The sequence below is a fragment of the Cryobacterium sp. Hh7 genome, assembly GCF_004403155.1.
GTDB classification, from domain to species: Bacteria; Actinomycetota; Actinomycetes; order Actinomycetales; family Microbacteriaceae; genus Cryobacterium; species Cryobacterium levicorallinum.
On the sequence record NZ_SOHG01000010.1, the window covers coordinates 1 to 24018 of the forward strand.

The following is a 24018-nucleotide window of genomic DNA, read 5'->3' on the forward strand; positions in this document are numbered from 1 at the left end:
ACAAGAATGGGACCGAGGCCCGTAGGCCCCGATCCCTCTATTCATGCGGAGCCGCCTGTCAGAATCGAACTGACGACCTTCTCATTACGAGTGAGATGCAAGTAGTGCTACAACCCAGTAAAACCGCGTAATTACACGGATGTGTCGGTTTGAAAACCCACCAATACCGGCTAATTCGTAGGGTCAATGGCTTGACAATGGCTTGACCTGCGCTAGTCTCTGAATGCACCCGAAAAAAGAAGAAGCCAGAAGGTCTTCACACCGTCTGGCTTCAGCTCCACTCAAGCAATCGACAAGAGAGGAACATCATGAAGTCTACTACCCGCGTCTTTGTGCGCAGAAGATCCCTAGCCCTCGGAGCGCTATCTGAGGCGGAATGGACGTGCCACGACAGAAGACCACACAGCAGGAGATCCTGCGGAATTGAGTAACCATGATCAGCAAAGCACCGCCCGCAGTCCCGATGACGCGGGCACAGTTCCGAGAGATCGCCGCGAGGGTTGAGGCCGACCCGAGTCTCACCCTCGCCGGCGAACTCGAGAAGATCCGAGCGTGACACCGCCCAAGGGTCCGAACAAGCGCGCCAAGAAGACGGGGACAGTGTTCCGCGTCCCCGCCGATCTCGACCAGCCGGTGCAGTTCTGGCGCGCCTCGATCGACCTGCCACCCCTCAATGGAATTCGCCGTCGCAAGACTGTGCAGCGCAAGACGAAGGGGTTGGTTGAGGCGGAACTGCTGAAACAGCGCCGCCTCCTGGATCTCAACGGCGACATCTCCACGTCGGGCGAGAGCGTTGAGAAGTGGCTCGAGTATTGGTTCCGCGAGTTCGTGACGAAGAACGCACGCCCGAAGACCGCGGCCAACTACCGATCCACGATTACCAAGCACATAATCCCGTCGATCGGTTCAAAGCGACTGGACCAGCTCAGCACCGCACATGTTCGCCAGTTGGCCTCCGACATCACGGGTAAGGGTCTAGCTTCGACCACGGCCCTATACGCCCACAACGTACTCACCGCGTCGCTGACTGACGCCGTGCGCGAGGGACGCATTGCCAAGAACGTGGCAACGCTCACCAAGCCGCCGAGGAAGCGAGCAACGACGCTCACCATCCTCACAGCCGCTCACGGCATTCAAGTGCTCAGGACGGTGCTTACAGCCCCGGACGGTGCCACGCCAGCGGATCGGCTCGGGTCACGCTGGGCTGCAGCGCTTCTGACCGGAGCCCGACAGGGTGAACTGATCGGCCTTGAGCTCAACCGGATCGTAGAGCGAACCGATGACAATGGCAACACTGGACTGTGGCTTGACCTGTCCTGGCAGTTGCAACGCCTCACATGGATGCACGGCTGTCGGGTTGTCGGCATGGATGATAACTGCGGCAAGAAGCGCGGGACGGACTGCCCCAAGCGCAAGCTTGACTCGCCGGCTGACTGGGAGCACCGACACGTCACGGGCGGACTGTGGATGTCGCGGCCGAAGTCCTCCGCAGGCTGGCGCATCATCCCCCTAGTCGAACCGCTGCTGTCGATCATTGCTCAGCGGGTCAAGGAAGGCGCAGACGAGCCCAACCCGCATGGGCTCGTCTGGACCGCCGACCCGAAAATGGACCGGCATGGGCGCCCGCTCCCCCTCGATGGCGCGCCGCTGGACCCGAGCCGCGACAATGCCGCGTGGCACGCCGTGCTGGCCCGCGCTGGGGTTCCTGACGCCCGTCTGCACGACGCACGCCACACGACCGCGTCACTTTTGCAGAAGGCGAAAGTTCCGATGAGCGCGCGGATGCGAATCCTCGGGCACGGGTCTGCCGCAATGGTTGAGCACTACACCGATGTCGATGATCAGCAGATCAGCGACGGCATGACGGCCATCTCCGCGCTGCTGCCATTTCTTGAATTACCCCCAGAATAGGGGCGAATATGTGTATTAATCTCGGTTCGTGTCCTCATTAATGAGGACAGACCGCAACCCAGTGTCGTGGGCGAGCCGTAGTGTCATTTCAACGCCCAAGAATGACCTTGAGCGTTGAGCCGTGGGGAAACACAGTGCACAGAATTGGATATGGAATCAACGACGCCGCCGAAGCTGCCGGCGTCCGAAAGCAAGATATTGCGCGCGCGGTCAGGTCGGGGAACCTGATAGCGCACCGGATCAATGATGAGCCAGTGATGCTCGGTGCGGATATACAAACGTGGATCGAGTCCACGCCGCTCTGGCTGGCTACGTAAGCGGCGTGGCGGTCCAGTCAGCGGCCAGATGACGCGCCTCACTCTGCTGCTCGGCGTCCCTGATGACCGCCGTGAAATCTAGCCCTAGCGACCAGCACAATGCGTCGAGCTGCTGGATGTCTATATTCTTCTTGCCATTGAGTATCTCCGACAATTGCGTTGTCGATATGCCCGTTGCTGCTGCTAGCTGCCCTTGCAGGATGCGGTGGCGTGCCATCTCGGCACGCAGGATGCTGGACACCTCTTGAGTGAGCGGTCCTGGTGTTGGTTTTGTCCCTTTAGCCATCCCCGCATTATGCCCTTTTTGGGTGCCCAGGGCAATCCTGGGGAATTAATGCCCAAAAGGAGTTGACAGATTCCTATTTAGGGATAAGGTTCTTATATGGGAATCCACACAGACAGAAGAAGCCGGGTCAACTCCGAGCTTCGCGCCGAGATAGCACGTCAAGACATTCCAAACGATGCAGTTGCAGAAGCTGCTCGCATTACCGTAAAAACACTGAGAAGACGCCTATCTGGCGGCGGCAAAGCTTTCGACCTAGATGAGCTTGCCGCCGTCTGCTCCTTCCTCAAGGTCCCGCTGGTCGAGTTTATCTCCCGCACGGACGCAGAATCATGAGTTTCATCCCTACAGCACACATCCCGATCGGCTACTCAGTTGAGGGCGCGGGAAGGGCTGTTGGCCTCTCGGTATACCCGATCAAAGAGGCGATCACGCGCGGCGACCTGACCGTTCACTGGGCCGGCGCCAAGCGTCTCGTCAAGCACGCGGATCTCGTCGCATGGTTCGACGCGCTCCCCTACGATAAGCCGGTCGCATGATGACCGCCCTCGACATCTTCGCTTACTGCGGCAATCTCGTCATCTCGTCCCAGACCATCGCTGATGGGTCCGGCGTCCAGCATAAGAATGTGCTGGAGCTAATCGACACCAATCGTTCCGACTTCGAAGACTTCGGGCAGGTCGCGTTTGAAACGCGACCTGGTTACAACAACGCTCCGGTGCGTGTCGCTCTCCTGAACGAGCAGCAGGCAACTCTACTGATGACCTTCCAGAGAAACACAGAGCTAGTTCGAGCATTCAAGAAAGCCCTCGTTCGTTCATTCTTCGACATGGCACACCAAATAGCACCCGCCCCGGCTGAACTATCCCGCCTCGAAATCCTCACGATGGCGATCGACTCGGAACGTCGAGCAGTAACCGCTGAGACTGCGGTCGCGGCCCTGACCCCCTCGGCGACAGCCTGGGACGAACTCGCCTCAGCATCCGGTGACTACGAGGTTGCTGACGCGGCCAAGATCCTGGCTCGTGCTGGTATCGAAACGGGCCGTCAACGACTCTTCGGACAGATCGCCGACCTCGGCTGGATTCTTCGAGGCAGTCACGGCAGTTGGAAGGCGTACCAGTCGGCTGTGGATTCGGGCTACCTCACCGAAAAGCCGATAAAGCATTTCCACCCCAAGACGGGCGAGGTCGTTCTAGACCCGCCTCAGGTTCGCGTCACCGTCAAGGGGCTCGAGCGGTTGCGTGTCCGGTTGGGCGCGCTGATTCTCACCCCGTAACACCCCTTCATTCTTTCCCCTCGCTCTAAGGGGAATCCGCCGGCGTGCCCGCATGCCGGCAACTGCACCACATTCCCCTGGCCGCGTGACGCCGTAATAGGCCCTGCGTAGGAGGGGGAGCCCGCACATTGACAACTCCACAGAGAGCCACCCCGACAGCTAAGACGCTGCACGGCTGGTTGACGCCTTCGCATAGCGGAGAGAGCGGCGTGAGAGGCCGCACAAACGGGGACTGGCCCGCATAACCCAGTCGGCGGCGTGCCCTTCGAGGGACTGTCTCGGGTGTGAGTCCTGAGCGTCGCGCAAATCCTGACGAATAAAAACTGCAAACCAAAAGATAAAGGAGATCATCATGATCGAATATCCAGAAGATCCGCTGGGCGAAGACGATGACGATGGCACCATGCCAGAGAACGTCAAGGCGCTGCGTGAAGCTGTCGTCGGCCATCGCATCGTATCGGCCGAAAGGGCGCAGGTGCCTGAGAGGTGGCGCGGGACCACCGAGGGTTTCCTGATCACGCTCGACAACGGCAAGACGGTTTCCCTAGCGGACGGTGGCGACTGCTGCGCGTTTACGGAGCTCGAATCATTCCTGCTCAACGCCGACAAGATCGAACACGTCATTACGGGGGTCGGCACCACAGAGGGCTTCACTAAGTGGCACGTTTACGCAGATCTTGGAGATGTGCTCGAACTCAGCGTCGGTTGGAGCTGCGGAAACCCGTTCTATTACGGGTACGGATTCGACATCGCCGTCGCTGAAGTCACCGAGACGGCGATCTAGCCCCCTCATGGCCACTTTCGCCATGTCGCATCACGCTTTATCCCGCGCGGTCGATATGGCCGTGGACGCATCCGAGATCCTCGACGCGATTGCTAGACCTCGCGATGACCACTACAACATTCGCACCGAATCACGCTGGCTGACTCGCGGCCGAATCACGGTATGCATGCGCATCAGCCCTGAGGGAATGCCGACCGTGACAACGGTTCTTTGGGCGAAACCATCCGGGCGGGTTGCCGATGGCCAATACGGAGCCATCGAAGGCCGTGAAGATCCCAACCTTGACGACGCCCGCCTGCGAGTAAAGAAGCGGCGCCAGAAGCACTAACCGAAAAGAAGCCCGCCTGCATGAACAGACGGGCCACGAAAGGAAACAACATGCCCAATCAGAATACCGGCAAGCACGTAGCCGAAAGAACGAACGAATCGGTGGCAAGCGAATACTTGGCCGCCGTGGACGAATTGAACCGCGCAGAACGCGGCCTGAGAGGTCGCCACTCATGACGACCAGAACCCGCGACCCGCAGACCTCACACGAGGCAGACGAGTCGACCACCGAAGACAACCTGTCATCCCTTCAACGCTGGGTGCTCGTTCATCTGGCAAAGGAACCGCAGACAGACGACCAACTGGTCGCCGCTCACCTAACTGCGTACTTCTACAAGGAAGTCGCAGTACGTGCCACCCCGCAACGCATCCGCACAGCACGCAAAGAGCTCGAACTGCAGGGCCTCGTGAAGTTCACCGGCGACTTCGGCCGCACACCATTCAACCGACGCACACAGATTTGGAGTATCGCATGACGAAACCTCCCGCCCCGTACCCACCCGAACCCACCCACGGTTCACGCATCCTCGAATCCGACCGGCACCGACGCATTGCCCGACGCAATCACCTGCACGAGCTCGAGGTGTGGTCGCTGGTATTCCTGATCGCCTGCCTCGGTTGGGCTGGCATCGTCGTGGGTACTGCCTTGATCGCGCGGTGGATCTCATGAGCATCAAGATCGAATCCACCTCAGCGGCAACGTGTCGCGCAAATGGCCTCGTGGTCGGGTCACGGCTCGCCAGCAATACGAAGCATGGCGAAGTGTCCATTGAGATCACCCACATCGGCACGTATGAGATCAGAGCTAAGACGCTCAGCGACAATCTGCGCGGACCGAGTGAATCGGTCGCCTTCGAGTTGTTCTCATGGCGCAACTGGACGTGCCTCGCATGAACGCCTGCCGAGTATGCGACCGACCGTTGCGCGGATTCAAGGATCTGGCCGTCGACTATCCGGGCACAGTGCGGATGCGACGTGCTGGTATCTGCCAGACGTGCTACCGGCATGAAACCGGGCGGACTACAGCGCCGAATCCAGCCATTTACCAGCACGCCGAACTGAGCGTGTACACACCGGAGCAGACGAAACGGGTCACGCTGTTCTTCCAGAAGGACACCGCGATTATGCGGATGCTCGGACTAGTCGCATGAGCGCCGTTGACGAGATTCAGGCGGCGATTGTAAAGCTGAGCGCGCTTAGGGATGCAAGCACGCGAGCGCCTTGGGCCGCTCAAACTGCCGTACCCAATGGTCAACACTGGGGCATAAGCGGTGCGGATTTTCCCACCATTACCGGCGTTGCTCGTGCCAGTGAAGGTCGCGATGGCTACGGTACGGGATCGCGCAAGTCCGACTGTGAACTGATCGTCACCCTGCACAGCACCATCGACACGCAACTGGCGATCCTTAACTCAGCGCGCATCAGCATTGGGCAGGTTGGAACGCCGAATACTTTGTCACTCGCCCTCGCCCGCGCAATCAACGGGACCGCCTAATGGCTACGTCTGGCGAGGCTGTCACAAGACACACCCTGAACACGTACTGCACCGAACCCGTCACGCTCATGGGCTTCGACCTCGCGTGCAACTGGTCCGGCGACGTGGACGTGTACGTGGACAGCGACAATTCCGCGGTGTTCACGTGTGGGAACGGGCATCAGAACGTGACGACCTGGGATGCGATCGCATGACCGCGACTCACTGGCTACTCGTCCTCTTCACCATCGGCCTACTCATGGTCGCTCTCGGCATCGTCACAAACCCGATGCTGATCCTCTACGGGCTGGCCTTCATGGTCACGCCTCTTGCCATCGGCTGCATGGCCGCGATTGAGAGATTGAAATGAACGACATCGAATGGACCCCGGCCTACTGGTCAAACGACTTGCTGGGCACGCGCGTCAAACTCACGAACGGATCGAACGAGATCGTCGGAGTGCTGCGGACGCTCAACTCGGGCGACCACCAGGTTCTAGTAGAAACAGGCGGCATCGTAAGCCTGGGTCGACCGGGTGCATGGCACGTGTTCACGGAGACGGTGCCGGCTGTGGTGCTGCCGACAATTCCTGGCTGGTACTTCGACAAGGACGGCGATCCCTGGCAGTTCGAAGCAGGGGACGATCCGCTTAAGGGAAAGTGGGCGCCGTACACCCGCATTCGCACCGAGGCCGAAGTGGCTGTCGAAGTCCTCACTGAGTGGCGCCGCAACTACCTGACCGACGACCCGACCTACTGGGCACGACTCGACGCACTGACCGCACGATGGGCGAAGAAATGACCCCGCACCCCCTCCCCGTATCCGAAACAATCCCCCAGGTCATCTTCTCCGACGCGCCCATCGTGCTCAATGCAGCCGGCGCGGCACTCGGGATCGACTGGGAACGCATCGTGAAAGAGAGTTTGAAATGACGGACCACAAAGCAGTAGCAGAAGACCTGACCGCATACCACGACGCGCGAATTGGTGGCGACTGGACACCGGTCAATGACTCGGAAGTGTTCGCGCTCGCCCAAGTCCACGCAACCCTCGCACTCGCCGACGCAACCCGCGCGCAGACGGAGCAGCTCAGACTCGCCAACGTCATCGCCTGGACGACACAGGCGGGTCGGATGCCCAGCCCTGAGACGCGGGATGCCGTAGCTAAGGGGCTGGGGTTATGAGCAAGTTCGATGACAGCCTGCAACACCACGAGTATTTCCCCGGTGGACACGTGACCCTCACCCGCTGCGAGTCCTGCATGTACGGCTTCCACTTTCACGCGGTGACGTGGCACTCCTGGGCGGGACCGGAAGACCTCGAACACGCGGGCGCCGAGAAGGGCGCGGTTATCTCGAAACAGAAGTGCGCGTGCGATTGCGCCGGAACAAAGGGGGCGACCGAATGACCCCCACAGACGCACCCACTACCCCCGCTGAGATCGACTTGCAGCGGGGGTCAATTGTTCCCGGCGACCCCGACCTAAGGATCTGGCCTCAGCTCGATCAGGGCTCGCCGGAATGGATCGCTGCACGTTGCGGACTACTGACGGCATCGGTCATCGGCAAGCTCATCACGCCCTCGCTCAAGGTCGCCGATAACGAGACCTCACGCGGGCTGATTGAGGCTCTGGTCGCCGAACGCATCACGCAGCATGTCGAGCTCATTAACTCTACCGCTGACATGGAGCGGGGCACGCTGGATGAGCCCTACGCACGAGACCTCTACTCCGCGCAGTACGAGACAGTGCATGAGGTCGGGTTCGCGGTTCGTCAGATCGGCCTGCACAAGGTGGGCGCGTCACCTGATGGCCTGGTGGATTCGTACGGCGGCATCGAAATCAAAAGCCGCAAGCCGAAGATCCACCTACGAACGATCCTGACCGACAAAGTACCCGCCGAGAACATGGCGCAGGTTCAGACATGCCTGCTCGTGTTCGGGCGTGACTGGTGGGACTACACGAGTTACGCGGGTGGCTGGCCGTTGCACGTCATTCGCGTCTACCCGGACCCCGCATGGCAGGCCGTCATCAAGGAAGCACTCGACACGGCCGAAGAGAAAGCCGCGGTGATGATTGCCGACTACAGAGCGATTACGGATGGCAAGCCGATCTCGCCACGCATTGACCACTACGAAGAAATGGAGATGGGGATATGACCACAAACTACTTCCGCTGGTTTGCGTGGCACCCCGTCTGGACGCGGGACCGAGGGTGGCGCTGGCTCCGGTTCGTCTGGCGTCGCCACGTCCCGCCACTAAGCATCCCTGGTGCCGTATGGATCTTTGAACACCTCGTCACAAGCAAAGAAGGAAAAGAAGCCTAATGGACATGACACAAAGCATCGCCCCCAAGTCCGACCAGCTAAACGCCGACGACCTCATGGCCGGACCCGTAACCGTGACCATCGCTGAGGTCAAGGCAGGCAGCGCAGAACAGCCGGTCGACGTGGTTCTGGTCGAGTTCCCCGGTCGCGCTTACCGACCCTCGAAGTCGATGCGCCGCGTGATGGTCACGGCGTGGGGCAAGGAGGCTGGCACTTACGCCGGCCATAGACTCACGCTCTACCGCAACGCCGAGATCACGTTCGGCCGCGACAAGGTGGGCGGCATTGAGATCAGCCACATGAGCGACATCGACAAGCCGCTAACCGTCGCTCTCACGGCCACGAGGGGCAAGCGCAAGAACTTCACCGTGCAGCCCCTGGCAGCCGCCGCACCTCCCCGCGACTGGCTGCTCGAAGCCGCCACTCTCACCGACCCGGCAGCCCTCAACCGTCTCGGTCACGCAGCACACGCAGCCAACGCCGACGCCGACACGATGGGCAAGCTGCGGGCGATGCTCGAGGGACTGACGGTGGTTCCCGTGGCTGGGGATTCTGCCGGCGAACAGGCTGAGGATGGGGTTCAGTCGTGAATGACGCACGGGATGAACTGGAATCGCTGCTCGAGGACGATTCGCTCTATCTGGACACGGGTGCATACAAGCCCGAGTTCATGCCGCACAAAGCTGCCGAATTGCTGATTCTGGCGGGGTATGTGAAGCCCCGAGGCGTGATGACCGTTGACCAACAATGCAACATGTTCGGTTCCTCTGGCTGGGGCCACTGTGAAGCGATTGAGTGCACCAACGAGAAGCGCACGGTCACGACCATTATCGAAGCGGCAACCGCATGACGGCCCCCACATTCACCGTCACCGCCGCCACCCTCACCCCGGACGAGGCAATCAACCTCGCATCCCGCCTGCTGCAATTCGCCACGCGAGCGGGGATCTCGTGATCAAGCGGCTTGCGTTCATGACTCTCGCCGTTTACGCGGGACTCGCCGCGTTGGGACTCGGCATCATCGCTCTCTGTCTGATCTTCTACGGGCTGGTCGAGGGCAGTTTCTCCCACTTTATAGGCGGGATGGTCGCGATTCCTTTCACGTTAGGTGCTGCATGGTTCACCGGGTACGTGTGCGAGGAGAAGCTGTGATCCTCCACGGCACCCCCACCGGCTACACACTCGGCTGTCGCGGCGGAGAATGTCTCAATCACCGCACGGCTCTGATGACCTGCACCGAAGCCCACACGCGCTACCAGGGCGACTACGCATACATCAAGGCAGTCGACGCAGGCACCGCAACCGCTGAGAAATACGCAGCCCCGAAGCTCAAGCCACGCATCATCCGCGAAACTCCGAAAGCGGCGAAGAAACGGGCGGCTCGGATCGTGGCCGTCAAGGTTCACGCGCCGAAGACAATGGGCCGCATCCCTGCACCATTCGTCCATGGCACCAAGCGCATGGCCGAAAAGGGCTGCACGACCAACTGCCCGAACGAGGGGCTGGAAGGCGGCACATGTCGGGAGGCTCGCAACCGTTTTGAGAAGGAACGCTACGCCCAACGGAAAGCAGCCGGGACGCTCTCAGCACGCGGCGCCCCGAAGAATCCGAAATGGGTTCACGGAACAATCATCGGCGCTGTTCGAGGCTGCACCGACTGCCCCGAGTCGCCCTCGTGCCTGGAAGTTCGGCGCGCGTATCAGAACGAACGCAACGCCCGAAGGAGGGTCGCATGATCGGCACGGATAGCGGGATGATGCCCGCGAGCTACCAGACTCCACCAGAGAACATTCCGGTGGAGTTCTTCATTCCCGGCGTGCCCATACAGCAGGGCAGCAAGTCGGGATTCTCGCGCATCGGATCAACGAGCGTGCAGATGACCGACCAGAACAAAGACAAGCTGAAACCGTGGCGCCACACAGTCGCCGCCCGTGCTGACATTGGCATCACTTTCGACTGCCCGGTAAGTGTCGAGCTCACGTTTGTTATGCCGAAACCGAAACGCACGAGATGGTCGACGCCGGCAGTCAAGCCTGACATTGACAAACTCTCGCGGGCAATGCTCGACGGTCTCACTGATGGCGGTCTGCTCGCTGATGATGCGCGCGTGGTGCGGTTGCTGGCTATTGAAGAGTACGCAGGCGAGGGCAACCCGGTCGGTGTGCATGTTTCGGTCGTGGCGCTGTGAACGTCGGCGCCCGCGTCACCTTCACCAACAAGATCGACGGCAAGTCCGGTATCGAACGTGACGGGCAAGAGGCGACAGTCACGATCGGCAATCACGGCGAATACACGATCCGGTTCGATGACGGGTTCCAGATGTACGCAACCGTTGCCGAATTGGTGGCGGTGGCCTTATGAGGATGAAGGGAGGTGAACCATGGCACGGATAAGAACGATCAAGCCGGAGTTCTGGCGCTCACCGGCAACGGCTAGTGCGTCACCCTGGGCGCGACTCCTATATATAGCGATGTGGAACTGGGCTGATGACTACGGGGTGGCCGAGTGGACGCCCCGTGAGCTGCTCGGTTTCGCGTTCCCGAACGACGAACAGATCACTACCTCGGAATTTCAGAGGCTATGCAAGGAAGTTGCGCGCAGTTTCGAGACGGACTTCTACATCGTCGGAGGTCGTCGTTATTTTCGCATTCCGGCATGGGATGACCACCAAAAAACGGAACGTAGGGCCAACGCACGCAACCCACTACCCGAGGATGAAAATTCCACCCCTGATCAGGCAATTACAGGAGTGGAGGAAATGCGCGGAAATTCCTTGTCAACGCAAGGAAAAACACCTGCTGGAAAGGGAACAGGGGAACAGGGGAAAGGGAACAGGGGAAAGGGAACAGGGGAAGGGTCGCAGGCGACCGAGCGACTATTCGATGACGCCTATTCGTATTGGCCCAAACGAGTCAAGCGCGACGAAGCACTCTCCCGATTCGTTGAGGCGTGCAAGACCGAGGATGCCGAAACGTTGGCAGCCTCGATAGCCCAGTTCGGTCAGGCATACGCAGCGACCACCGAGAAGAAGTTCACACCGGCTCTCGGGGTGTGGCTGAACCAGAAGCGCTGGACCGACGAACTGCCGACCATGCCGCAAGCCGACCGCAAACCGACCCGCACCGATCAGAACCTCGACTTCGTGGCGCAACTCGCCCGCGAAGAAATGCAGACACAGAGAGGAATTGAAGCATGAGTGATTATGACGGCATTTACTACGACGGCATCTACTACGTGGCCCACACGGAGGCGACTCGGGTGTATGGGGGCGACGCCATGCATGACCACTACTGCCACGCGGCCGGACTCGCTGCTGTAGTTGTGTCTGCGAAAGCTGAGGCGCTGGAAGAGGTGGCGGTGCGAGTGCTAGGCCCGAGCGATTATCTTCGGGATGCTTCGACTTGCAGGCAGATCGCAAATGACCTCCGTGCTCGTGCTGCCGAGATCCGCGAGGCAACCACATGAATAAAACCCAAGTAGCCCAGATCCTAACCATCGCGTCGGGCTTCGATCGTTTCATAGTCGCGGACCGCGTAACAACCGAGGCATGGTTTATGGCGCTCGAGCAGGTCGACTACGACGAGGCGATGGCTGCAACGGTCGGACACTTCACCGGGCCGATTGCGAAAGAGGTGTTCAGCGTCCGGCACATTCTGAACGCTGCGGCCGACACTGGGCGCACGTCGGCATTGTCGATTGAGCAGGACGTGAGATCGGCAAAGGCTCGCGGGCTCATCGATCGTTCATGGCCTGCACGACAGCTACTCCCCCTCGACATCCGCGACGCACTGTTCACGTTGCGGGAGTTCGAGCGCAGGCAGGCAACGGATCGGCTCGCACTGGATCAGGGCGATGGTGTGCCGGCTGATGTCGGCACTGTTGGGCGGGTGTTGTGAACAGTTTCGAGATGTTCCTCGCCCAGGTTGACCCGGCAACGATTGCCCGCGAGTCATTCACGGGGGAAGGTCACCGGCAGATGGTTCGGTGCCATGCGGTCAGGGTGCGTGCGTTCGAGTCGGGGGCACATGGCTGATTCGGATGTGGGCGCGCTGATCACGGAGATGGTCACGGTCAACGCACGCAAGCCGAAACAACCGCGCAAACCGAAACAGACGTACAGGCCGGGTGGCAGCAAGTCGCTCGGTTATCAGGAATTGCAGAGGGTGCAAGCAATTCGAGACAACGAAGGAAAGAGAACGATATGAGAAACAAACCGACCACGACCGTAACCGTCTACACCAAGACCAACTGCCGCCAATGCGTTGCTACCAAGCGGTGGCTGACACAACGCGACATCGAGTTTGCCGAGGTGGATCTACTCGCCAACGAGAAAGACCTCGAGGCAGCCAAGTCACTCGGCTACCAGGAGGCGCCCATCATCATCGTCGGACGCGGAACACCCGGCGATGAAGTGCACTGGTCCGGGTTCAACCCCAACAAGCTGACTGAACACCTGAGCACGACCAACATTGAAAAGAGCAACTGAACCATGGCCGGCGAAACAGTAATCACCGTAGTAGGCAACCTGACCAGCGATCCGGAACTGAGGTACACGCAAAACGGGCTCGCAGTCGCAAACTTCACCATCGCGTCAACCCCGCGCACGTTCGACAAGGCAAGCAACGAATGGAAAGACGGCGACGCATTATTCCTGCGTGCATCCGTTTGGCGCGACTATGCCGAGCATGTCGCCGGATCGCTAACCAAGGGCACTCGGGTCATCGCTCAGGGCCGACTTGTACAGCGGTCGTACGAGACGAAAGAGGGCGAGAAGAGAACGTCGATGGAATTGGAAATCGACGCGATCGGGCCGGACCTGCGATATGTGACGGCATCGATCACGCGGGCTCAATCGGGACGCAGCCAGCAGCAGCCGAGTGCACCGACGACCGCACCGGCAACTGGCGGCGATGTTTGGAACGCGCCGGGCAGCTTCAACGACGAGACACCGTTCTAGCCCGCACCTTCCGCAACACCTAGGCACCTTCCACTCGGTAGGCGCCATTTTTTATGCGAATTTGAGGACAACAGCATGAGCAAACGCATACGCACCACCCGCCAGGCTCGCAAGGCCAGGGCGGTCGCCACTCAGCGGATATTCGAGACGACACTGCTGCGATGGAGTGCTAGGGAGTACCGCAGCAGTCAGGAGCAGGCGCAGGCATGGCTCGACTTGCGGGCAGAGATGAAGCGGGAGGGGAACTGATGGAAACCTACGCAGATCCGTCCGTGATTGCGCTACGTGAGCAGTTGGATATTGCACGAGCAAAGCATGACGACCTGATCTTGGAGCATCGGTTCGCCCGCTCGGAGCATAAGCAGGCCGAAAAGGAAATGTACGAGACGGGCGGTGCAATGAGGGAGATGGGCAGTCAGGTGCAGAAGTACCTCGCCGCCCTGAACGCGCTCGGAGTCAAAGAGCCGATACGCGAAATGAGCGAGATCCCACCCGGTTGGAAGCCAGGTGACTCGGCAGACGCATGGCCCCGTGTGGCCTCAGCAGCCCCCACCCCGCCATCTAAGCCCCTCGCAGCACAACTAGCACCACCAACCCGTACCAGCGCTACAGAGGCGCAGAGAGAGCAGGAGGCGGCATGAGCGACATGAACGACTACGAAGCGATTTATGACGATGCGTTCATGCTCGAGATGGGCGACACAGATGCCTCGTTCAACGCTGGCATCGCCGCTGTAGTGGCAGCCGCGAAACGGGACACGCTGACCGACTTGATCGCGCAGTTCCCGTCTCATGGGCTGCTCGGATTCAAGGCTGTCATCGAGCAGCGACTCAGCGAAGTGCAGGCCGCCAAGTGACCACCCGCGACGCGCTCGACACCCTGCACTGGGCATGGGTCCGGCTACTCGTTATTGGCTTCTACAAGCCGATCGCGAAACCGATATTTGCATGGATTGGAAACCAGACAGAGACGAAACGAGGGCACAAATCATGATCGACATCATCTGCAACACCTGCCAGCAACGCGAACGTCACAGCACGCGAACATCCGCACTCCTGGCCCTCGATGTGCACGAAGCCATCACCGGGCACGACGACCTGATGATCTCGGAGCCGTCGAATGGGGCATGGGTTCGGGTGTGGGTAGGCGAAGAGGTAATGGCAGGGAATGTGAACGGTTACGACGGGAGAGGCGAATGAGCAAGCGCAGACAGCAGATGCACGGCAAGACGTTCGGCGGGATTGCATGGAGCCACCGCCCGGAGAATCACAACATGCTCCGGGCCAACGGGAAGATATTCGCCTCGACAGTGAAGGCGTTTCGTCGCTTGTCGGTGAGCGCAGGCAGGGCTGCGGAGTCTTTTCACAGGCTCAGCAACTTGCTGTCTGATCCAGTCTGGGAAGGTGCAGAATGACCGCCGACCTGCTCGACGCGCTCGATGCGCTGACCAAGCCAACCCACCGAAAGATAATCCAGGACGATCCCAACGGCCCCGAGCTGACGAAGGTTGTGCACGTTGAGGACGACGCGCTACTTGATCAGCTCGACAACGCGATCAGATCGAGCATGGGTGGCACCACATCGGGCGGGAGTGATCCGGCGACACGCTCGCTGGTGGACTCGGGCGCGCTCATGCGGTTCATGCAGATCAGCAGCGAGGTTCAGCAATGGGCCAGAGTTGCCGGCGCAGTGATCGACAAGGCCAGTGTCGGGATCACGTTGCGGAACTGGTTCGTCCGATTCAAGGAATACCCCATCAGCACAAGGACGGTCACGTTCTACACGAAGCAGCTGCGGAAGTGGGCGTTCCAGATCGAGGCGACATTGAACCCGCCGAAAGAAAAAGACCTGCCCGATGCGTGCCCATCATGCGGTGCATCGGAATGGTGGGACCCGGCCACGAAAGAGCGCTACTACCGGCCGCTGGTGATCCGGTATCAGCCAGACAGCCCGACGATGGTCGATGATGCGCGGGGTGTGTGCAGGGCGTGCGCGAAGACGTGGGGTGTGCGCGAATTGCAGTTCGAGATCGAGGAAAAACAGGCCGGATGACACGCCGACAAATTGGGTCTTGCAAACTAGCCCCGTCGTGATATAGTTAAGTGCGCTCTAGTAGTGTGCCTTCTTCAGATAGCGGTCAACGTTCCCCCACGTTGGCCGCTATTTGCATTTAAGCTTCCGGTCCACCCCGACACACATTCGCCTTGTCATAGGCCACATCGGGCGAGTGATGACCGGACCACCTCACCAGGTTTCCCCGCCTGTAGCCGGTTCGGATCTCCGGCGTGAGATAAAACGATCCGGCGGGCCGTTGCGAAACGCGCGGATTGCGCAGGAGTGAAGAACCCTGACCGCCTCCAAACACTTGCCACCCGAACCCACATGGAACGGGCCGCATAGCCCGACGCTCAGGGCTCGGCAAGACGAACGAGCGGATAACTGAACACGCGCGAGTCACGACGGTAGATATCGGGACGCATTGGGACATGGTGCAGCGGCAAGCACGGCGATCTCCAAAATCGCAGACCGAGGTTCGATTCCTCGTGGCTCAGCGTAGTTCTTGAGCGGCATAGCTCAAGGTAATGGGTTCCTTATGCCGGGACCAGAGCCGGGACAGATCGGCAAACCTCTCCCTTTGGCCCCGCCGCCAATCATCGACATTCGAGCGGGGATACAGGCTGGCAACCCAATGCCCCCCATTCTTCCCAGCCTCTCTACGATGCACACTCGGGGGCCGTCAAGCCATTGGCGTAATCAAGCCGCAGACGTGCGACAAATGGCCCTACTCGTTTAGTAATCAGGCTTTATTCGTGCAAAGTAAGGCTGGGGGCTGCATGTCGCTGCTTGACGATGCACGGTATCTGGCCGATCTGAACAATAGTGATCTGTGCGGCCGTGAAGTTGCCGAAAAGTGGCACACCAGCAAGACGACCGTGAACGCCCAACGCGCACGGCTCGACCTTGAACGGCAGATCGCGAAGGTTGAGAAGACCGACCCTGACGCGCTGTCGGGTCGCCTCGAGCTGCACTCTGACGGCGGCGAATTCATCGACGTACAGACCAAAGACCCGATCACCGACTGGGCTGACATCTTTACCCGGTTCAACCTTGACCCGGCATCGTTCGAGGTTGTCGGCGATACCGTTCGCATGGGTACCTGGCAGCAGTCGAAGGCGCTCGAGGATGGGTCGCGCGATGTCGTGAATCTGTTCTCGTATCGGGCCAGCTTTACGCGGAAGGCTGCGGCACAACTCGACTTGCCGGCACTCTACGCTGAGGCAGCACGCACCACTCACAAGCCACACAAGCCTCGCACAGGCGCGTCAACAACCATTGTCGTATTCGCGGATCCTCAGATAGGTAAACGCGATTCACGCGGCGGCACCCCCGAACTAATCCAACGGCTCACTGAGAAGCGTGCAGCACTCGCCGCGTACCTCGAAGCTGGGAACAGTTCGCGCTACGTTCTTGCCGATGTCGGCGATGGCACCGAATCTTTCGAGAATGTCGCATCTCAGGCGCACCTCAACGATCTGTCCTTTCCTGATCAGGTCGACATGTACGCCGTTGAGCGGTGGAAGTTCGAGACGCTGCTTGCTAAGTTCGGCCCCGTTGATTCCCTCGTTGTGCCGAGCAATCACGGCGCATGGAGATCCGGCAAGAGCATCCTCGGAAAGCCCACCGACGACTGGGGCATACACGTCCACAAGCGGCTCGCTGAACGCGCCTCGGACACTGGGCTGCCGGTTACCCACCACTTCCCCGAAGAGTGGAATGAATCGCTGACGTTCGACGTTCGCGGCACGATCATTGGCCTGCATCACGGTCACCAATCAGCAGAAGCTCAAATGGTGCAGTGGTGGTCAGCACAGCAACACGGCGGACAACCACTCGCACGAGCTCACATTCTTTTAACGGGTCATTACCACAATCTCCGCATCCGACCTTCTGGCCGTGACGCTGAGACAGGGCGAGCTAAGTGGCACCTGCAGGCACCGACGCTCGACAACGGTTCGTCCTGGTGGCGGAACAAGTCAGGCGACGATTCGGACCCAGGGTTGCTCGTGTTTCGCATTGACGATAACGGTTTCGACCTCGGGTCGCTCACGGTTCTGTAGAGCCCAATCAACCAAATGAGGGACACCATTTTCGTCGCTTGACGAAAATGGTTCACTAGTGATAGGGGTCGCATGAGCAAGGGCAACCGGGACCACCGTGGCCGACTGCGTTCTACCAAGCGCTGCCCTGACTCGCAAGCCGGCGGATGCTGCTACTGCGTCACTGGCGACCAGAAGCGGGATGCACGTCGTAAAGATCGGCACGACGCACGAGAGGCACGCGAATGATAGCAATCCTGTGCCGCATAGGAATTCACTGGGACACGTTCTCAGAAGTTCTCGGCGCGTTCCGATACCAGACCTGCTCACGCTGCGGGCACCACGAAGAGAACGAGTAGGCCAGAAGTAACCGAAGCCCTTGCCGTTGTGGTGAGGGCTTCTTGCGTAGGAGGTAGAGCATGCGCGTCTGCTCCATCTTCGGCTGTCCCATCATGTACACCGGCAAGGACACACGCTGCCCAGTGCATCAAGCCAAGGCCGACAAGGCTAGGGGTACATCGAAGCAACGAGGGTATGCAGGCAAGGGGCACCGGGCATTCCGTAACGGCGTGCTCGAGCGTGACCCTATCTGCGTGATCTGCCATGCAGTGCAAGCGACCGAGGCTGACCACTTCCCCGACTCGAAGCGTGAACTCATCGAGCAAGGGCTAGACAGCAACGATCCAGAGCGTGGTCGCGGTTTGTGTCACACATGCCACTCGCAAGCCACAGCGAACGACCCTACACAGCGTGGTGGATGGAACGCCCGCGAGTAGGTGTTGAGCGTGCTCGCGTCTGAGACGGGCACAGGGGGCGCGTGAGAGGCACCCCGAATGGGGGGAGGGGCCCCGATCGCGACCCCCCAGATGACCGCCGGAGAGGGCAAAAAAACGCGCGCGGGGTTCAAAACACTTATTTTCTGCTCAAAAACCGAGTTCGTGCCTCGCAAGGGGGCCAGCGCAATGCTGAGAAATGGGACACAAAATGGCTTCAGGTGGCGCTCGTCTCAATAGTGGTCCGGCTCCTGATCCGTCGTCTTATTCTTCGCTGAAAAAGGATTGGGACACGTTGCCGGCGTCTGGTTTTGCTGGTGATATCCCGTCGTGGCCGTTGCCTGATCAGTCGGGGCGTGAGTCTGAGCTGTGGGACATTTACTGGCGCAAGCCGCAGGCGATCATCTGGGACCGGAACAATCAGCAGCTTGAGGTCGCGCTGCATGTGCGTCGAATCTCTGAGGTTGAGCTTCCCGATTCTCCCACCGCGCTCGGCACGCTTGTCCGGCAGCAGATGGATGCGCTTCTGCTCACAATTCCTGCGATGAACGCGGCCCACATTCTCATCTCGTCGTCTGCTCCATCAACTCCGACCCCAACCAAGGGTGCCCGGAAGACAAAGACCGACAACTGGCTGTCTGCGGTGTCTGTTGAAGGGGCCTGATTACAAGGTTCCGCCTCGCACTCGCACTCTCGGCTATCTAGGTATCTGGTGGATTGAGACTCACTGTGTTGTCCCTGATGGTGACACCGCGGGCCAACCGTTCATGCCGACGATCGACCATAAGGTGTATCTCGCCAACTGGTACGAGGTTCGGCCTACTGCGAAGGCTGGCGAGCGGAACACGGCTTTTGTGTATCGGCTGGGTCAGTGGATGGCGGCGCAGAAGGTCGGCAAGTCGCCCGGTGTCGCTGCTGAGGCATGTCTCGAGTTCGTCGGCCCGTGCCTGTTCGATGGGCGCGCCGAAGAGGGCGAGGCGTACGTGTGCGCCGATCATGGCTGCCCGTGCGGTGAGATGTACTTCTACGAGGCGGGCGAGCCTAAGGGCCGGCCGTGGGCAACACCGCGAATTCAGCTTGCGGCCGTTGTTGAGGATCAGGTGGAAAACACCTGGGGCGCACTTGTCCCGATGATCGATGATGGCCCGCTGTCTAACTTGATTCCGAAGACTGGCGAGGCGTTCATTCGCCATCCGTCCGGCAACCGCGATTCTCGTATTGAGATTGTCACGTCGAAGGCTGACTCGAAGCTGGGTGCTCGTGTTTCGCGGGCGTTCGGTGATGAGACGGGCCTATGGACTGACTCGAACAATATGAAGAAGTTCCAGCGCACTTTGCGGCGTGGTGCTGCGGGTATGGGTGGCCGCGTGAGCGAGTCGACTAACCCGTTTGACCCTGCTGAGAATTCAGTGGCGCAGGACACGTTCGAGTCGTCGCAGAAGGACGTTTACAAGCACTACTTTCCGCCGCCTGTTGCGCTCAAGTTCGAGCTGAAGCGGGACCGCGAGCAGATCTTCCGGTTCAACTATTCGGGCTCGCCTTGGGTGGACATTCGCTCCATTGAGTCTGAGTCTGCGGCCCTGGCGGAGACGAACCCTGCTGAGGCTGAGCGATTCTTCGGCAATCGCATCGTGGCCGGTTCTGGTCACTGGGTGCGCGAGGCCGACTGGGTCGCTAAGGGCCTCGACGGCAAGGCTGGGCGTGGCGAACCGATCACGGTGGCGCCACGCACGAAGGTCTGTCTCGGGTTCGACGGTTCGGACAATAACGACTGGACCGGCATTCGACTGGAAACGCTCGATTACTACCAGTTCACGCCGACCTACCTCGAGGGTTCCCGTCCAACGCTGTGGAAGCCGACCGACTGGGGCAATCGCATCCCTCGCTCTGAGGTTATGGCGGCGATGGATGAGCTCGCGAACAAGTTCGAGATCGTGCGTGGTTACTGCGACCCGATGTTCTGGGAGACAGAGATCGACACGTGGGGCGCCAAGTACGGCGAGAAGGTTTTTGTCAAGTGGCCGACTAACTCAATCGGTCGCATGCACGCCTCGCTTGAGCGGTTCCGCACTGACATTACGAACAAGGACAGCGACTTTCACCACGACGCGGATCTTGAAACCAAGTTCCACATGCGTAACGCAATTATTCGCGCACGACCCGGACAGAAGTACATCCTCGGCAAGCCTGCTGATCATCAAAAGATCGATCAGGTGATGTCCTCGGCGCTCGCTCACGAAGCAGTTTGTGATGCGATCGCTTCGGGCGCTTTGGATGTCGCTGGTGACGAGTACGTGTATTTCTAGCCCGTTGGAGGGTCCCTTGGATTACTTGGAAGCCCTCAGGCTCACGAACCGGATTTACGCACGCCTCGTCGGTCGTCGTCCGGTCTTCGATCGCCGCGAACAGTATTACGAGGGCAAACAGCCCTTGTCGTTTGCTACGGAAGAGTGGAAGAAGGCGAACGCTGCCCGGTATACCGGATTCTCGGATAACTGGACGCGCCCCGTCGTTGACGCGGAAGGCGAGCGAATCAAGCACACCGGTCTAAAGCTCGGCAAGGGCATGGATGCCGCGGCTGAGAAGCTGTGGAATCAGTGGCTCTATAACGAGATGGAGATGCAGTCCTCGCAGGGCTTCGTCTCGTCGCTGATCACGTCTCGCTCGTTCGTCATTGTCTGGGGCGACTCAAACGATGAGCCGACGATCACGTGGGAGCACGCTTCCGATGTCGAGATCGAGTACGACTGGGCTAACCCGCGCATTCGCAAGGCGGCACTGAAGACGTGGGCTGACGAGAAGCTGGAATACGCGACGCTTTACACGCCCGATCAGGTGTGGAAGTTTCAGCGGTCGCGCTCCATGTCCAAGGATGACAAAGAGTCTCAGGCCGAGCAGGCGAAGGTCAACGCTGTTTCTGAGGGCGGCTGGGTTCCGCGTCAGCTTGCCGATGAGCCGTGGCCGCTGCCGAACCCGATCGGTGTCGTGCCTGTCGTGGAGATCCCGAACCGGCCGATGCTGCGTGGCGATCCTGTTTCTGAGATTCAGGGTGTCATGCCCATGCAGGACGCGATCAACCTGCTCTGGGCGTACCTGTTCCTCTCCGCTGACTATGCCTCGATGCCTGCCCGCGTGGTGCTGCATCAGGGCCCGCCGATGACTCCGATTCTGGACACTGCTACTGGCAAGGAGATCGGCAAGAAGGCCGTTGACATGAAGGATCTCGCTGAGAAGCGGCTCCTGTACCTGTCGGGCGCCGATACCAGCATTGACTCGTGGGATGCTGCCAAGCTCGACGTGTTCACCGACACCATTGAAATCGCGGTTGGTCATATCGCCGCGCAGACCCGCACTCCCCCGACGTACCTGGTCTCTAAGACGGGCATGTCGAACGTGAACGGCGAAGGGTTGAAGGCATCGGAGATCGGGCTAGTCAAGAAGACGCTCGAGTTCCAGACGTTCGCCACTCCCGCGCTGCGTGAAGTGTACCGCCTCGTAGCTCTTGCAATGGGTGACCAGCAGCTCGCGCAGGCGACACGGCTAGCAACGGTCGCATGGATGAACCCGGAGATTCGGTCTGAGTCTCAGCTTGCCGATGCTCTCGTGAAGAAGAAGCAGATGGGTTACCCGCTCGAATACCTCATGGAGGTAGACGGGCTCGACCCGCTCGAGGTCAAGCGTGTGCTCGCGATGGCTGCGCGTGAGTCCGAAGAGGCGATGTCGTTCGGTGTGCAAGCTGCGATAGATTCCGAGGCACCCATTGAGCCAACTCCTTGACCTAGCGGTTGACCTTCAAGACCGCCGCGAACGTCTCACGCATCGCGCCACGGCCAAGAGTCTCCGCATTTGGGGGCAGGCTGACGTGGGCGCGCTCGATGCGTCATGGGATCGCATCGCGCCGACACTCACAACGGTAGTGACGGCCGCTCAGGTGACCGCTGCACGCCAGTCGACGCCGTACATGAACTCGGTGTCGCAGGCGTGGGATTACGACGCACATCGGGCCGTCCTGGTCCCTGAGGCATTCGGCGGCGTCATGCTCGATGGGCGCGAAGTTGCCCCGGCGTTGTTCGGTGCGGTCACGACGACGAAGCGAGCGATCGGCGCGGGAATGAATCCTGCTCGAGCATTCGAGGTCGGCGCGACTTTCCTGGCGACGATCATAGGTGCTGCCGTTCAAGACATGGGCCGGCAAGCAGATGCCACGCTCGCAACGGGCAAGGGCTTCACGCGGTACGTGCGCGTTGTCTCGGCAGGTGCATGCTCACGCTGCGCAATCCTCGCCGGCCGTGACGACTACCGCAAGCCGTTCAGCCGTCATCCGCGCTGTCGTTGCACTTCGGTTCCGATTCCTAATGGTCAGGGACCGCCTGACGGTTTCCACGACACCCCGACCGAGTATTTCGACTCACTCTCTGCTGCCGAGCAGGAACGGGTATTCACCAAGTCGGGCGCGTTCGCCATTCGCGAGGGCGCCAACCCGATCAGCGTGGTCAACGCCCGCCGTGGCATGACGAAGGGCGGCGAGCTCGGCGCACCTGCCCGACTCGTGCCGACCCGCATCGGAGTGAAGGCTGACGGCTCCCCGCTGAACGTCTTCATCACGGGCGAGGGCACAACTGCTCGAGGTGCATTCGCTCGATCCGAGGGCGCGGCAACTTTCACCGCTGCGAAACAGGGCCGCTACCGACGCACGACGACGCTGCGGATTATGCCTGAGCAGATACAAATTATGGCAGGTAATAACCCGGCACGCGCTCGTGAACTTCTGGCGCGTTACGGGTACATGGATTTCTAGCATCACCCATTAGCCGCGCAATGCGGCGACCAAGCAAATTGGAGCAACATGAGCACCGAAGAAGAAACTCTCGCCGCTGAAGCTGAGGCAACGGCAGCCGCCGAAGCCACTGCCGCCTCTGCCGCTACCGCTACCGCGGGAGCCGACGACACCGCTGGCGCCGAGGCGCTCGGAGACGCGGGCAAGAAGGCCCTCGACGCGATGAAAGCTAAGTGGCGCGAGGCTGAGCGGGTCGGGAAGGCATCAGCCACCGAGTTCGCCGCCTACAAAGCCACCGCCGAGGGGCGCGAGGCTGAGCACAAAACCGACCAGGCAAACCAGAAGGTGCGCGATGACGCCCTCAGTGCTGCCAACCAGCGCATCCTCAAAGCCGAGGTGCGCGCTGCTGCTGCCACCAAGCTGGCCGACCCCGCAGACGCTTTGCGGTTCCTTGATCTTTCCTCCTTTGAAGTCGGGGAGGACGGCGAAATTGACGCCGCCACAGTCGCATCCGCGATTGACGACCTCATTGCATCAAAACCCTACCTAGCGGCGCAAGGCGGCAAACGGTTCCAGGGTTCGGGCGACACCGGCACTCGCAACGAGTCCACGCGTCCGGCGCAACTCAACGGGGAAGACCTCAAGAAGCTCAGCCCGCAGCAGATCGTTGCAGCGAAGAACGCTGGGCAGCTTGACGACTACCTCAAATCCTGAAAC

44 protein-coding genes and 2 tRNA genes are annotated in these 24018 nt (G+C 60.2%); 44 read left to right on the plus strand and 2 right to left on the minus strand.

What is annotated here, in order from left to right:
• Positions 1–49: 49 nt before the first annotated feature.
• Positions 50–127: transfer RNA gene (locus E3T43_RS18590), tRNA-Thr, on the minus strand.
• A gap of 306 nt (positions 128–433) precedes the next feature.
• Between E3T43_RS18590 and E3T43_RS19445 the strand changes: the two genes are divergently transcribed.
• Positions 434–556, plus strand: coding sequence for a hypothetical protein (locus tag E3T43_RS19445; RefSeq protein WP_255454159.1), 123 nt, complete (start codon positions 434–436; stop codon positions 554–556).
• Positions 553–1911, plus strand: coding sequence for a tyrosine-type recombinase/integrase (locus E3T43_RS01055; RefSeq protein WP_134471000.1), 1359 nt, complete (start codon positions 553–555; stop codon positions 1909–1911). Before E3T43_RS19445 ends, E3T43_RS01055 begins: the two co-directional genes overlap by 4 nt.
• A gap of 309 nt (positions 1912–2220) precedes the next feature.
• Here E3T43_RS01055 and E3T43_RS01060 read toward each other — a convergent pair whose 3' ends face one another.
• Entirely contained in the window at positions 2221–2514 is a 294-nt protein-coding gene (locus E3T43_RS01060) for a helix-turn-helix transcriptional regulator (RefSeq protein ID WP_134471001.1), read from the minus strand.
• Between the two features lie 96 nt (positions 2515–2610).
• On the opposite strand from E3T43_RS01060, the gene E3T43_RS01065 reads away from it, so the two are divergent.
• The 42 genes from E3T43_RS01065 (at position 2611) to E3T43_RS01250 (ending at position 24015) form a co-directional block, all read left to right on the plus strand.
• The gene (locus tag E3T43_RS01065) at positions 2611–2847 is read left to right on the plus strand and encodes an XRE family transcriptional regulator (protein WP_134471002.1); all 237 of its coding nucleotides are present in this window, start codon (positions 2611–2613) and stop codon (positions 2845–2847) included.
• A complete protein-coding gene (locus E3T43_RS01070; RefSeq protein WP_134471003.1) occupies positions 2844–3050 on the plus strand; it encodes a hypothetical protein in 207 nt (68 codons plus the stop codon). The genes E3T43_RS01065 and E3T43_RS01070 overlap by 4 nt, the downstream gene beginning before the upstream one ends.
• A complete protein-coding gene (locus E3T43_RS01075) occupies positions 3047–3790 on the plus strand; it encodes a phage regulatory protein/antirepressor Ant (protein ID WP_134471004.1) in 744 nt (247 codons plus the stop codon). Before E3T43_RS01070 ends, E3T43_RS01075 begins: the two co-directional genes overlap by 4 nt.
• 352 nt (positions 3791–4142) lie before the next feature.
• Entirely contained in the window at positions 4143–4574 is a 432-nt protein-coding gene (locus tag E3T43_RS01080; protein WP_134471005.1) for a hypothetical protein, read from the plus strand.
• Positions 4575–4581: 7 nt separating this feature from the next.
• Complete coding sequence (locus tag E3T43_RS01085) at positions 4582–4902, plus strand: hypothetical protein (protein WP_134471006.1); 321 nt, start codon at positions 4582–4584, stop codon at positions 4900–4902.
• A gap of 172 nt (positions 4903–5074) precedes the next feature.
• Positions 5075–5377: a hypothetical protein gene (locus tag E3T43_RS01090; RefSeq protein ID WP_134471007.1), complete on the plus strand. Its 303-nt coding sequence runs from the start codon at positions 5075–5077 to the stop codon at positions 5375–5377.
• Positions 5374–5571, plus strand: coding sequence for a hypothetical protein (locus tag E3T43_RS01095; RefSeq protein WP_134471008.1), 198 nt, complete (start codon positions 5374–5376; stop codon positions 5569–5571). Before E3T43_RS01090 ends, E3T43_RS01095 begins: the two co-directional genes overlap by 4 nt.
• Positions 5568–5795 (plus strand): hypothetical protein, encoded by a 228-nt coding sequence (locus E3T43_RS01100; protein WP_134471009.1) that lies wholly within the window; start codon positions 5568–5570, stop codon positions 5793–5795. Before E3T43_RS01095 ends, E3T43_RS01100 begins: the two co-directional genes overlap by 4 nt.
• The gene (locus E3T43_RS01105; RefSeq protein ID WP_134471010.1) at positions 5768–6052 is read left to right on the plus strand and encodes a hypothetical protein; all 285 of its coding nucleotides are present in this window, start codon (positions 5768–5770) and stop codon (positions 6050–6052) included. Before E3T43_RS01100 ends, E3T43_RS01105 begins: the two co-directional genes overlap by 28 nt.
• Positions 6049–6396 carry a hypothetical protein gene (locus tag E3T43_RS01110; RefSeq protein ID WP_134471011.1) on the plus strand — a complete coding sequence of 116 codons (348 nt, stop codon included), beginning with the start codon at positions 6049–6051 and terminating at the stop codon, positions 6394–6396. The genes E3T43_RS01105 and E3T43_RS01110 overlap by 4 nt, the downstream gene beginning before the upstream one ends.
• Positions 6396–6590 (plus strand): hypothetical protein, encoded by a 195-nt coding sequence (locus E3T43_RS01115; protein ID WP_134471012.1) that lies wholly within the window; start codon positions 6396–6398, stop codon positions 6588–6590. The genes E3T43_RS01110 and E3T43_RS01115 overlap by 1 nt, the downstream gene beginning before the upstream one ends.
• Positions 6587–6745, plus strand: a complete 159-nt coding sequence (locus tag E3T43_RS18595) for a hypothetical protein (RefSeq protein ID WP_166791199.1) — start codon at positions 6587–6589, stop codon at positions 6743–6745. The genes E3T43_RS01115 and E3T43_RS18595 overlap by 4 nt, the downstream gene beginning before the upstream one ends.
• A complete protein-coding gene (locus E3T43_RS01120) occupies positions 6742–7176 on the plus strand; it encodes a hypothetical protein (protein WP_134471013.1) in 435 nt (144 codons plus the stop codon). Before E3T43_RS18595 ends, E3T43_RS01120 begins: the two co-directional genes overlap by 4 nt.
• Positions 7173–7307, plus strand: a complete 135-nt coding sequence (locus E3T43_RS19450; protein ID WP_255454160.1) for a hypothetical protein — start codon at positions 7173–7175, stop codon at positions 7305–7307. The genes E3T43_RS01120 and E3T43_RS19450 overlap by 4 nt, the downstream gene beginning before the upstream one ends.
• Entirely contained in the window at positions 7304–7558 is a 255-nt protein-coding gene (locus tag E3T43_RS01125; protein ID WP_134471014.1) for a hypothetical protein, read from the plus strand. The genes E3T43_RS19450 and E3T43_RS01125 overlap by 4 nt, the downstream gene beginning before the upstream one ends.
• Positions 7555–7782, plus strand: a complete 228-nt coding sequence (locus E3T43_RS01130; protein ID WP_134471015.1) for a hypothetical protein — start codon at positions 7555–7557, stop codon at positions 7780–7782. Before E3T43_RS01125 ends, E3T43_RS01130 begins: the two co-directional genes overlap by 4 nt.
• Entirely contained in the window at positions 7779–8531 is a 753-nt protein-coding gene (locus E3T43_RS01135; protein WP_134471016.1) for a lambda exonuclease family protein, read from the plus strand. The genes E3T43_RS01130 and E3T43_RS01135 overlap by 4 nt, the downstream gene beginning before the upstream one ends.
• A 172-nt stretch (positions 8532–8703) precedes the next feature.
• Positions 8704–9288, plus strand: a complete 585-nt coding sequence (locus E3T43_RS01140) for a hypothetical protein (protein ID WP_134471017.1) — start codon at positions 8704–8706, stop codon at positions 9286–9288.
• The gene (locus E3T43_RS01145) at positions 9285–9548 is read left to right on the plus strand and encodes a hypothetical protein (protein WP_134471018.1); all 264 of its coding nucleotides are present in this window, start codon (positions 9285–9287) and stop codon (positions 9546–9548) included. Before E3T43_RS01140 ends, E3T43_RS01145 begins: the two co-directional genes overlap by 4 nt.
• A 100-nt stretch (positions 9549–9648) precedes the next feature.
• A complete protein-coding gene (locus E3T43_RS01150; RefSeq protein WP_134471019.1) occupies positions 9649–9849 on the plus strand; it encodes a hypothetical protein in 201 nt (66 codons plus the stop codon).
• On the plus strand, positions 9846–10433 hold the full coding sequence (locus tag E3T43_RS18600) for a hypothetical protein (protein WP_166791200.1): 588 nt from the start codon (positions 9846–9848) through the stop codon (positions 10431–10433). Before E3T43_RS01150 ends, E3T43_RS18600 begins: the two co-directional genes overlap by 4 nt.
• The gene (locus tag E3T43_RS01155) at positions 10430–10885 is read left to right on the plus strand and encodes a RusA family crossover junction endodeoxyribonuclease (RefSeq protein ID WP_166791201.1); all 456 of its coding nucleotides are present in this window, start codon (positions 10430–10432) and stop codon (positions 10883–10885) included. The genes E3T43_RS18600 and E3T43_RS01155 overlap by 4 nt, the downstream gene beginning before the upstream one ends.
• Positions 10882–11058 carry a hypothetical protein gene (locus E3T43_RS18605; protein WP_166791202.1) on the plus strand — a complete coding sequence of 59 codons (177 nt, stop codon included), beginning with the start codon at positions 10882–10884 and terminating at the stop codon, positions 11056–11058. The genes E3T43_RS01155 and E3T43_RS18605 overlap by 4 nt, the downstream gene beginning before the upstream one ends.
• Positions 11059–11077: 19 nt before the next feature.
• Positions 11078–11893: a hypothetical protein gene (locus tag E3T43_RS01160; protein WP_134471021.1), complete on the plus strand. Its 816-nt coding sequence runs from the start codon at positions 11078–11080 to the stop codon at positions 11891–11893.
• Positions 11890–12162 carry a hypothetical protein gene (locus E3T43_RS01165; protein WP_134471022.1) on the plus strand — a complete coding sequence of 91 codons (273 nt, stop codon included), beginning with the start codon at positions 11890–11892 and terminating at the stop codon, positions 12160–12162. Before E3T43_RS01160 ends, E3T43_RS01165 begins: the two co-directional genes overlap by 4 nt.
• Entirely contained in the window at positions 12159–12593 is a 435-nt protein-coding gene (locus E3T43_RS01170; RefSeq protein WP_134471023.1) for a hypothetical protein, read from the plus strand. The genes E3T43_RS01165 and E3T43_RS01170 overlap by 4 nt, the downstream gene beginning before the upstream one ends.
• Before the next feature lie 129 nt (positions 12594–12722).
• Positions 12723–12902 (plus strand): hypothetical protein, encoded by a 180-nt coding sequence (locus E3T43_RS01175; protein WP_134471024.1) that lies wholly within the window; start codon positions 12723–12725, stop codon positions 12900–12902.
• Positions 12899–13183, plus strand: coding sequence for a glutaredoxin domain-containing protein (locus tag E3T43_RS01180; protein ID WP_134471025.1), 285 nt, complete (start codon positions 12899–12901; stop codon positions 13181–13183). The genes E3T43_RS01175 and E3T43_RS01180 overlap by 4 nt, the downstream gene beginning before the upstream one ends.
• Before the next feature lie 3 nt (positions 13184–13186).
• A complete protein-coding gene (locus E3T43_RS01185) occupies positions 13187–13654 on the plus strand; it encodes a single-stranded DNA-binding protein (RefSeq protein WP_134471026.1) in 468 nt (155 codons plus the stop codon).
• 75 nt (positions 13655–13729) lie between these two features.
• A complete protein-coding gene (locus E3T43_RS18610) occupies positions 13730–13903 on the plus strand; it encodes a hypothetical protein (RefSeq protein ID WP_166791203.1) in 174 nt (57 codons plus the stop codon).
• Positions 13903–14295, plus strand: a complete 393-nt coding sequence (locus tag E3T43_RS01190; protein ID WP_134471027.1) for a hypothetical protein — start codon at positions 13903–13905, stop codon at positions 14293–14295. Before E3T43_RS18610 ends, E3T43_RS01190 begins: the two co-directional genes overlap by 1 nt.
• A complete protein-coding gene (locus tag E3T43_RS01195) occupies positions 14292–14510 on the plus strand; it encodes a hypothetical protein (RefSeq protein ID WP_134471028.1) in 219 nt (72 codons plus the stop codon). Before E3T43_RS01190 ends, E3T43_RS01195 begins: the two co-directional genes overlap by 4 nt.
• Before the next feature lie 133 nt (positions 14511–14643).
• On the plus strand, positions 14644–14853 hold the full coding sequence (locus tag E3T43_RS01200; RefSeq protein ID WP_134471029.1) for a hypothetical protein: 210 nt from the start codon (positions 14644–14646) through the stop codon (positions 14851–14853).
• On the plus strand, positions 14850–15068 hold the full coding sequence (locus E3T43_RS01205) for a hypothetical protein (protein ID WP_134471030.1): 219 nt from the start codon (positions 14850–14852) through the stop codon (positions 15066–15068). Before E3T43_RS01200 ends, E3T43_RS01205 begins: the two co-directional genes overlap by 4 nt.
• Positions 15065–15706 carry a hypothetical protein gene (locus E3T43_RS01210; protein WP_134471031.1) on the plus strand — a complete coding sequence of 214 codons (642 nt, stop codon included), beginning with the start codon at positions 15065–15067 and terminating at the stop codon, positions 15704–15706. The genes E3T43_RS01205 and E3T43_RS01210 overlap by 4 nt, the downstream gene beginning before the upstream one ends.
• Positions 15707–16134: 428 nt before the next feature.
• A tRNA-Trp gene (locus tag E3T43_RS01215) sits at positions 16135–16206 on the plus strand.
• Positions 16207–16488: 282 nt separating this feature from the next.
• The gene (locus tag E3T43_RS01220) at positions 16489–17772 is read left to right on the plus strand and encodes a hypothetical protein (protein ID WP_134471032.1); all 1284 of its coding nucleotides are present in this window, start codon (positions 16489–16491) and stop codon (positions 17770–17772) included.
• Positions 17773–18735: 963 nt separating this feature from the next.
• The gene (locus E3T43_RS01230) at positions 18736–19188 is read left to right on the plus strand and encodes a hypothetical protein (protein ID WP_134471033.1); all 453 of its coding nucleotides are present in this window, start codon (positions 18736–18738) and stop codon (positions 19186–19188) included.
• A gap of 103 nt (positions 19189–19291) precedes the next feature.
• Complete coding sequence (locus E3T43_RS01235; protein ID WP_134471034.1) at positions 19292–20830, plus strand: hypothetical protein; 1539 nt, start codon at positions 19292–19294, stop codon at positions 20828–20830.
• Positions 20799–22301: a phage portal protein gene (locus tag E3T43_RS01240; RefSeq protein WP_166791204.1), complete on the plus strand. Its 1503-nt coding sequence runs from the start codon at positions 20799–20801 to the stop codon at positions 22299–22301. The genes E3T43_RS01235 and E3T43_RS01240 overlap by 32 nt, the downstream gene beginning before the upstream one ends.
• Entirely contained in the window at positions 22285–23322 is a 1038-nt protein-coding gene (locus E3T43_RS01245) for a hypothetical protein (RefSeq protein ID WP_134471036.1), read from the plus strand. Before E3T43_RS01240 ends, E3T43_RS01245 begins: the two co-directional genes overlap by 17 nt.
• A gap of 48 nt (positions 23323–23370) precedes the next feature.
• Positions 23371–24015 carry a hypothetical protein gene (locus E3T43_RS01250; RefSeq protein WP_134471037.1) on the plus strand — a complete coding sequence of 215 codons (645 nt, stop codon included), beginning with the start codon at positions 23371–23373 and terminating at the stop codon, positions 24013–24015.
• Positions 24016–24018: the final 3 nt, after the last annotated feature.

Coding starts and splice junctions, on each gene's coding strand:
- E3T43_RS19445 (WP_255454159.1), top strand. CDS start 434: ATGATCAGCAAAGCACCGCCCGCAGTCCCGATGACGCGGGCACAGTTC.
- E3T43_RS01060 (WP_134471001.1), bottom strand. CDS start 2,514: ATGGCTAAAGGGACAAAACCAACACCAGGACCGCTCACTCAAGAGGTG.
- E3T43_RS01065 (WP_134471002.1), top strand. CDS start 2,611: ATGGGAATCCACACAGACAGAAGAAGCCGGGTCAACTCCGAGCTTCGC.
- E3T43_RS01070 (WP_134471003.1), top strand. CDS start 2,844: ATGAGTTTCATCCCTACAGCACACATCCCGATCGGCTACTCAGTTGAG.
- E3T43_RS01075 (WP_134471004.1), top strand. CDS start 3,047: ATGATGACCGCCCTCGACATCTTCGCTTACTGCGGCAATCTCGTCATC.
- E3T43_RS01080 (WP_134471005.1), top strand. CDS start 4,143: ATGATCGAATATCCAGAAGATCCGCTGGGCGAAGACGATGACGATGGC.
- E3T43_RS01085 (WP_134471006.1), top strand. CDS start 4,582: ATGGCCACTTTCGCCATGTCGCATCACGCTTTATCCCGCGCGGTCGAT.
- E3T43_RS01090 (WP_134471007.1), top strand. CDS start 5,075: ATGACGACCAGAACCCGCGACCCGCAGACCTCACACGAGGCAGACGAG.
- E3T43_RS01095 (WP_134471008.1), top strand. CDS start 5,374: ATGACGAAACCTCCCGCCCCGTACCCACCCGAACCCACCCACGGTTCA.
- E3T43_RS01100 (WP_134471009.1), top strand. CDS start 5,568: ATGAGCATCAAGATCGAATCCACCTCAGCGGCAACGTGTCGCGCAAAT.
- E3T43_RS01105 (WP_134471010.1), top strand. CDS start 5,768: ATGGCGCAACTGGACGTGCCTCGCATGAACGCCTGCCGAGTATGCGAC.
- E3T43_RS01110 (WP_134471011.1), top strand. CDS start 6,049: ATGAGCGCCGTTGACGAGATTCAGGCGGCGATTGTAAAGCTGAGCGCG.
- E3T43_RS01115 (WP_134471012.1), top strand. CDS start 6,396: ATGGCTACGTCTGGCGAGGCTGTCACAAGACACACCCTGAACACGTAC.
- E3T43_RS18595 (WP_166791199.1), top strand. CDS start 6,587: ATGACCGCGACTCACTGGCTACTCGTCCTCTTCACCATCGGCCTACTC.
- E3T43_RS01120 (WP_134471013.1), top strand. CDS start 6,742: ATGAACGACATCGAATGGACCCCGGCCTACTGGTCAAACGACTTGCTG.
- E3T43_RS19450 (WP_255454160.1), top strand. CDS start 7,173: ATGACCCCGCACCCCCTCCCCGTATCCGAAACAATCCCCCAGGTCATC.
- E3T43_RS01125 (WP_134471014.1), top strand. CDS start 7,304: ATGACGGACCACAAAGCAGTAGCAGAAGACCTGACCGCATACCACGAC.
- E3T43_RS01130 (WP_134471015.1), top strand. CDS start 7,555: ATGAGCAAGTTCGATGACAGCCTGCAACACCACGAGTATTTCCCCGGT.
- E3T43_RS01135 (WP_134471016.1), top strand. CDS start 7,779: ATGACCCCCACAGACGCACCCACTACCCCCGCTGAGATCGACTTGCAG.
- E3T43_RS01140 (WP_134471017.1), top strand. CDS start 8,704: ATGACACAAAGCATCGCCCCCAAGTCCGACCAGCTAAACGCCGACGAC.
- E3T43_RS01155 (WP_166791201.1), top strand. CDS start 10,430: ATGATCGGCACGGATAGCGGGATGATGCCCGCGAGCTACCAGACTCCA.
- E3T43_RS01160 (WP_134471021.1), top strand. CDS start 11,078: ATGGCACGGATAAGAACGATCAAGCCGGAGTTCTGGCGCTCACCGGCA.
- E3T43_RS01165 (WP_134471022.1), top strand. CDS start 11,890: ATGAGTGATTATGACGGCATTTACTACGACGGCATCTACTACGTGGCC.
- E3T43_RS01170 (WP_134471023.1), top strand. CDS start 12,159: ATGAATAAAACCCAAGTAGCCCAGATCCTAACCATCGCGTCGGGCTTC.
- E3T43_RS01175 (WP_134471024.1), top strand. CDS start 12,723: ATGGCTGATTCGGATGTGGGCGCGCTGATCACGGAGATGGTCACGGTC.
- E3T43_RS01180 (WP_134471025.1), top strand. CDS start 12,899: ATGAGAAACAAACCGACCACGACCGTAACCGTCTACACCAAGACCAAC.
- E3T43_RS01185 (WP_134471026.1), top strand. CDS start 13,187: ATGGCCGGCGAAACAGTAATCACCGTAGTAGGCAACCTGACCAGCGAT.
- E3T43_RS18610 (WP_166791203.1), top strand. CDS start 13,730: ATGAGCAAACGCATACGCACCACCCGCCAGGCTCGCAAGGCCAGGGCG.
- E3T43_RS01190 (WP_134471027.1), top strand. CDS start 13,903: ATGGAAACCTACGCAGATCCGTCCGTGATTGCGCTACGTGAGCAGTTG.
- E3T43_RS01195 (WP_134471028.1), top strand. CDS start 14,292: ATGAGCGACATGAACGACTACGAAGCGATTTATGACGATGCGTTCATG.
- E3T43_RS01200 (WP_134471029.1), top strand. CDS start 14,644: ATGATCGACATCATCTGCAACACCTGCCAGCAACGCGAACGTCACAGC.
- E3T43_RS01205 (WP_134471030.1), top strand. CDS start 14,850: ATGAGCAAGCGCAGACAGCAGATGCACGGCAAGACGTTCGGCGGGATT.
- E3T43_RS01210 (WP_134471031.1), top strand. CDS start 15,065: ATGACCGCCGACCTGCTCGACGCGCTCGATGCGCTGACCAAGCCAACC.
- E3T43_RS01220 (WP_134471032.1), top strand. CDS start 16,489: ATGTCGCTGCTTGACGATGCACGGTATCTGGCCGATCTGAACAATAGT.
- E3T43_RS01230 (WP_134471033.1), top strand. CDS start 18,736: ATGGCTTCAGGTGGCGCTCGTCTCAATAGTGGTCCGGCTCCTGATCCG.
- E3T43_RS01235 (WP_134471034.1), top strand. CDS start 19,292: ATGCCGACGATCGACCATAAGGTGTATCTCGCCAACTGGTACGAGGTT.
- E3T43_RS01240 (WP_166791204.1), top strand. CDS start 20,799: ATGTCGCTGGTGACGAGTACGTGTATTTCTAGCCCGTTGGAGGGTCCC.
- E3T43_RS01250 (WP_134471037.1), top strand. CDS start 23,371: ATGAGCACCGAAGAAGAAACTCTCGCCGCTGAAGCTGAGGCAACGGCA.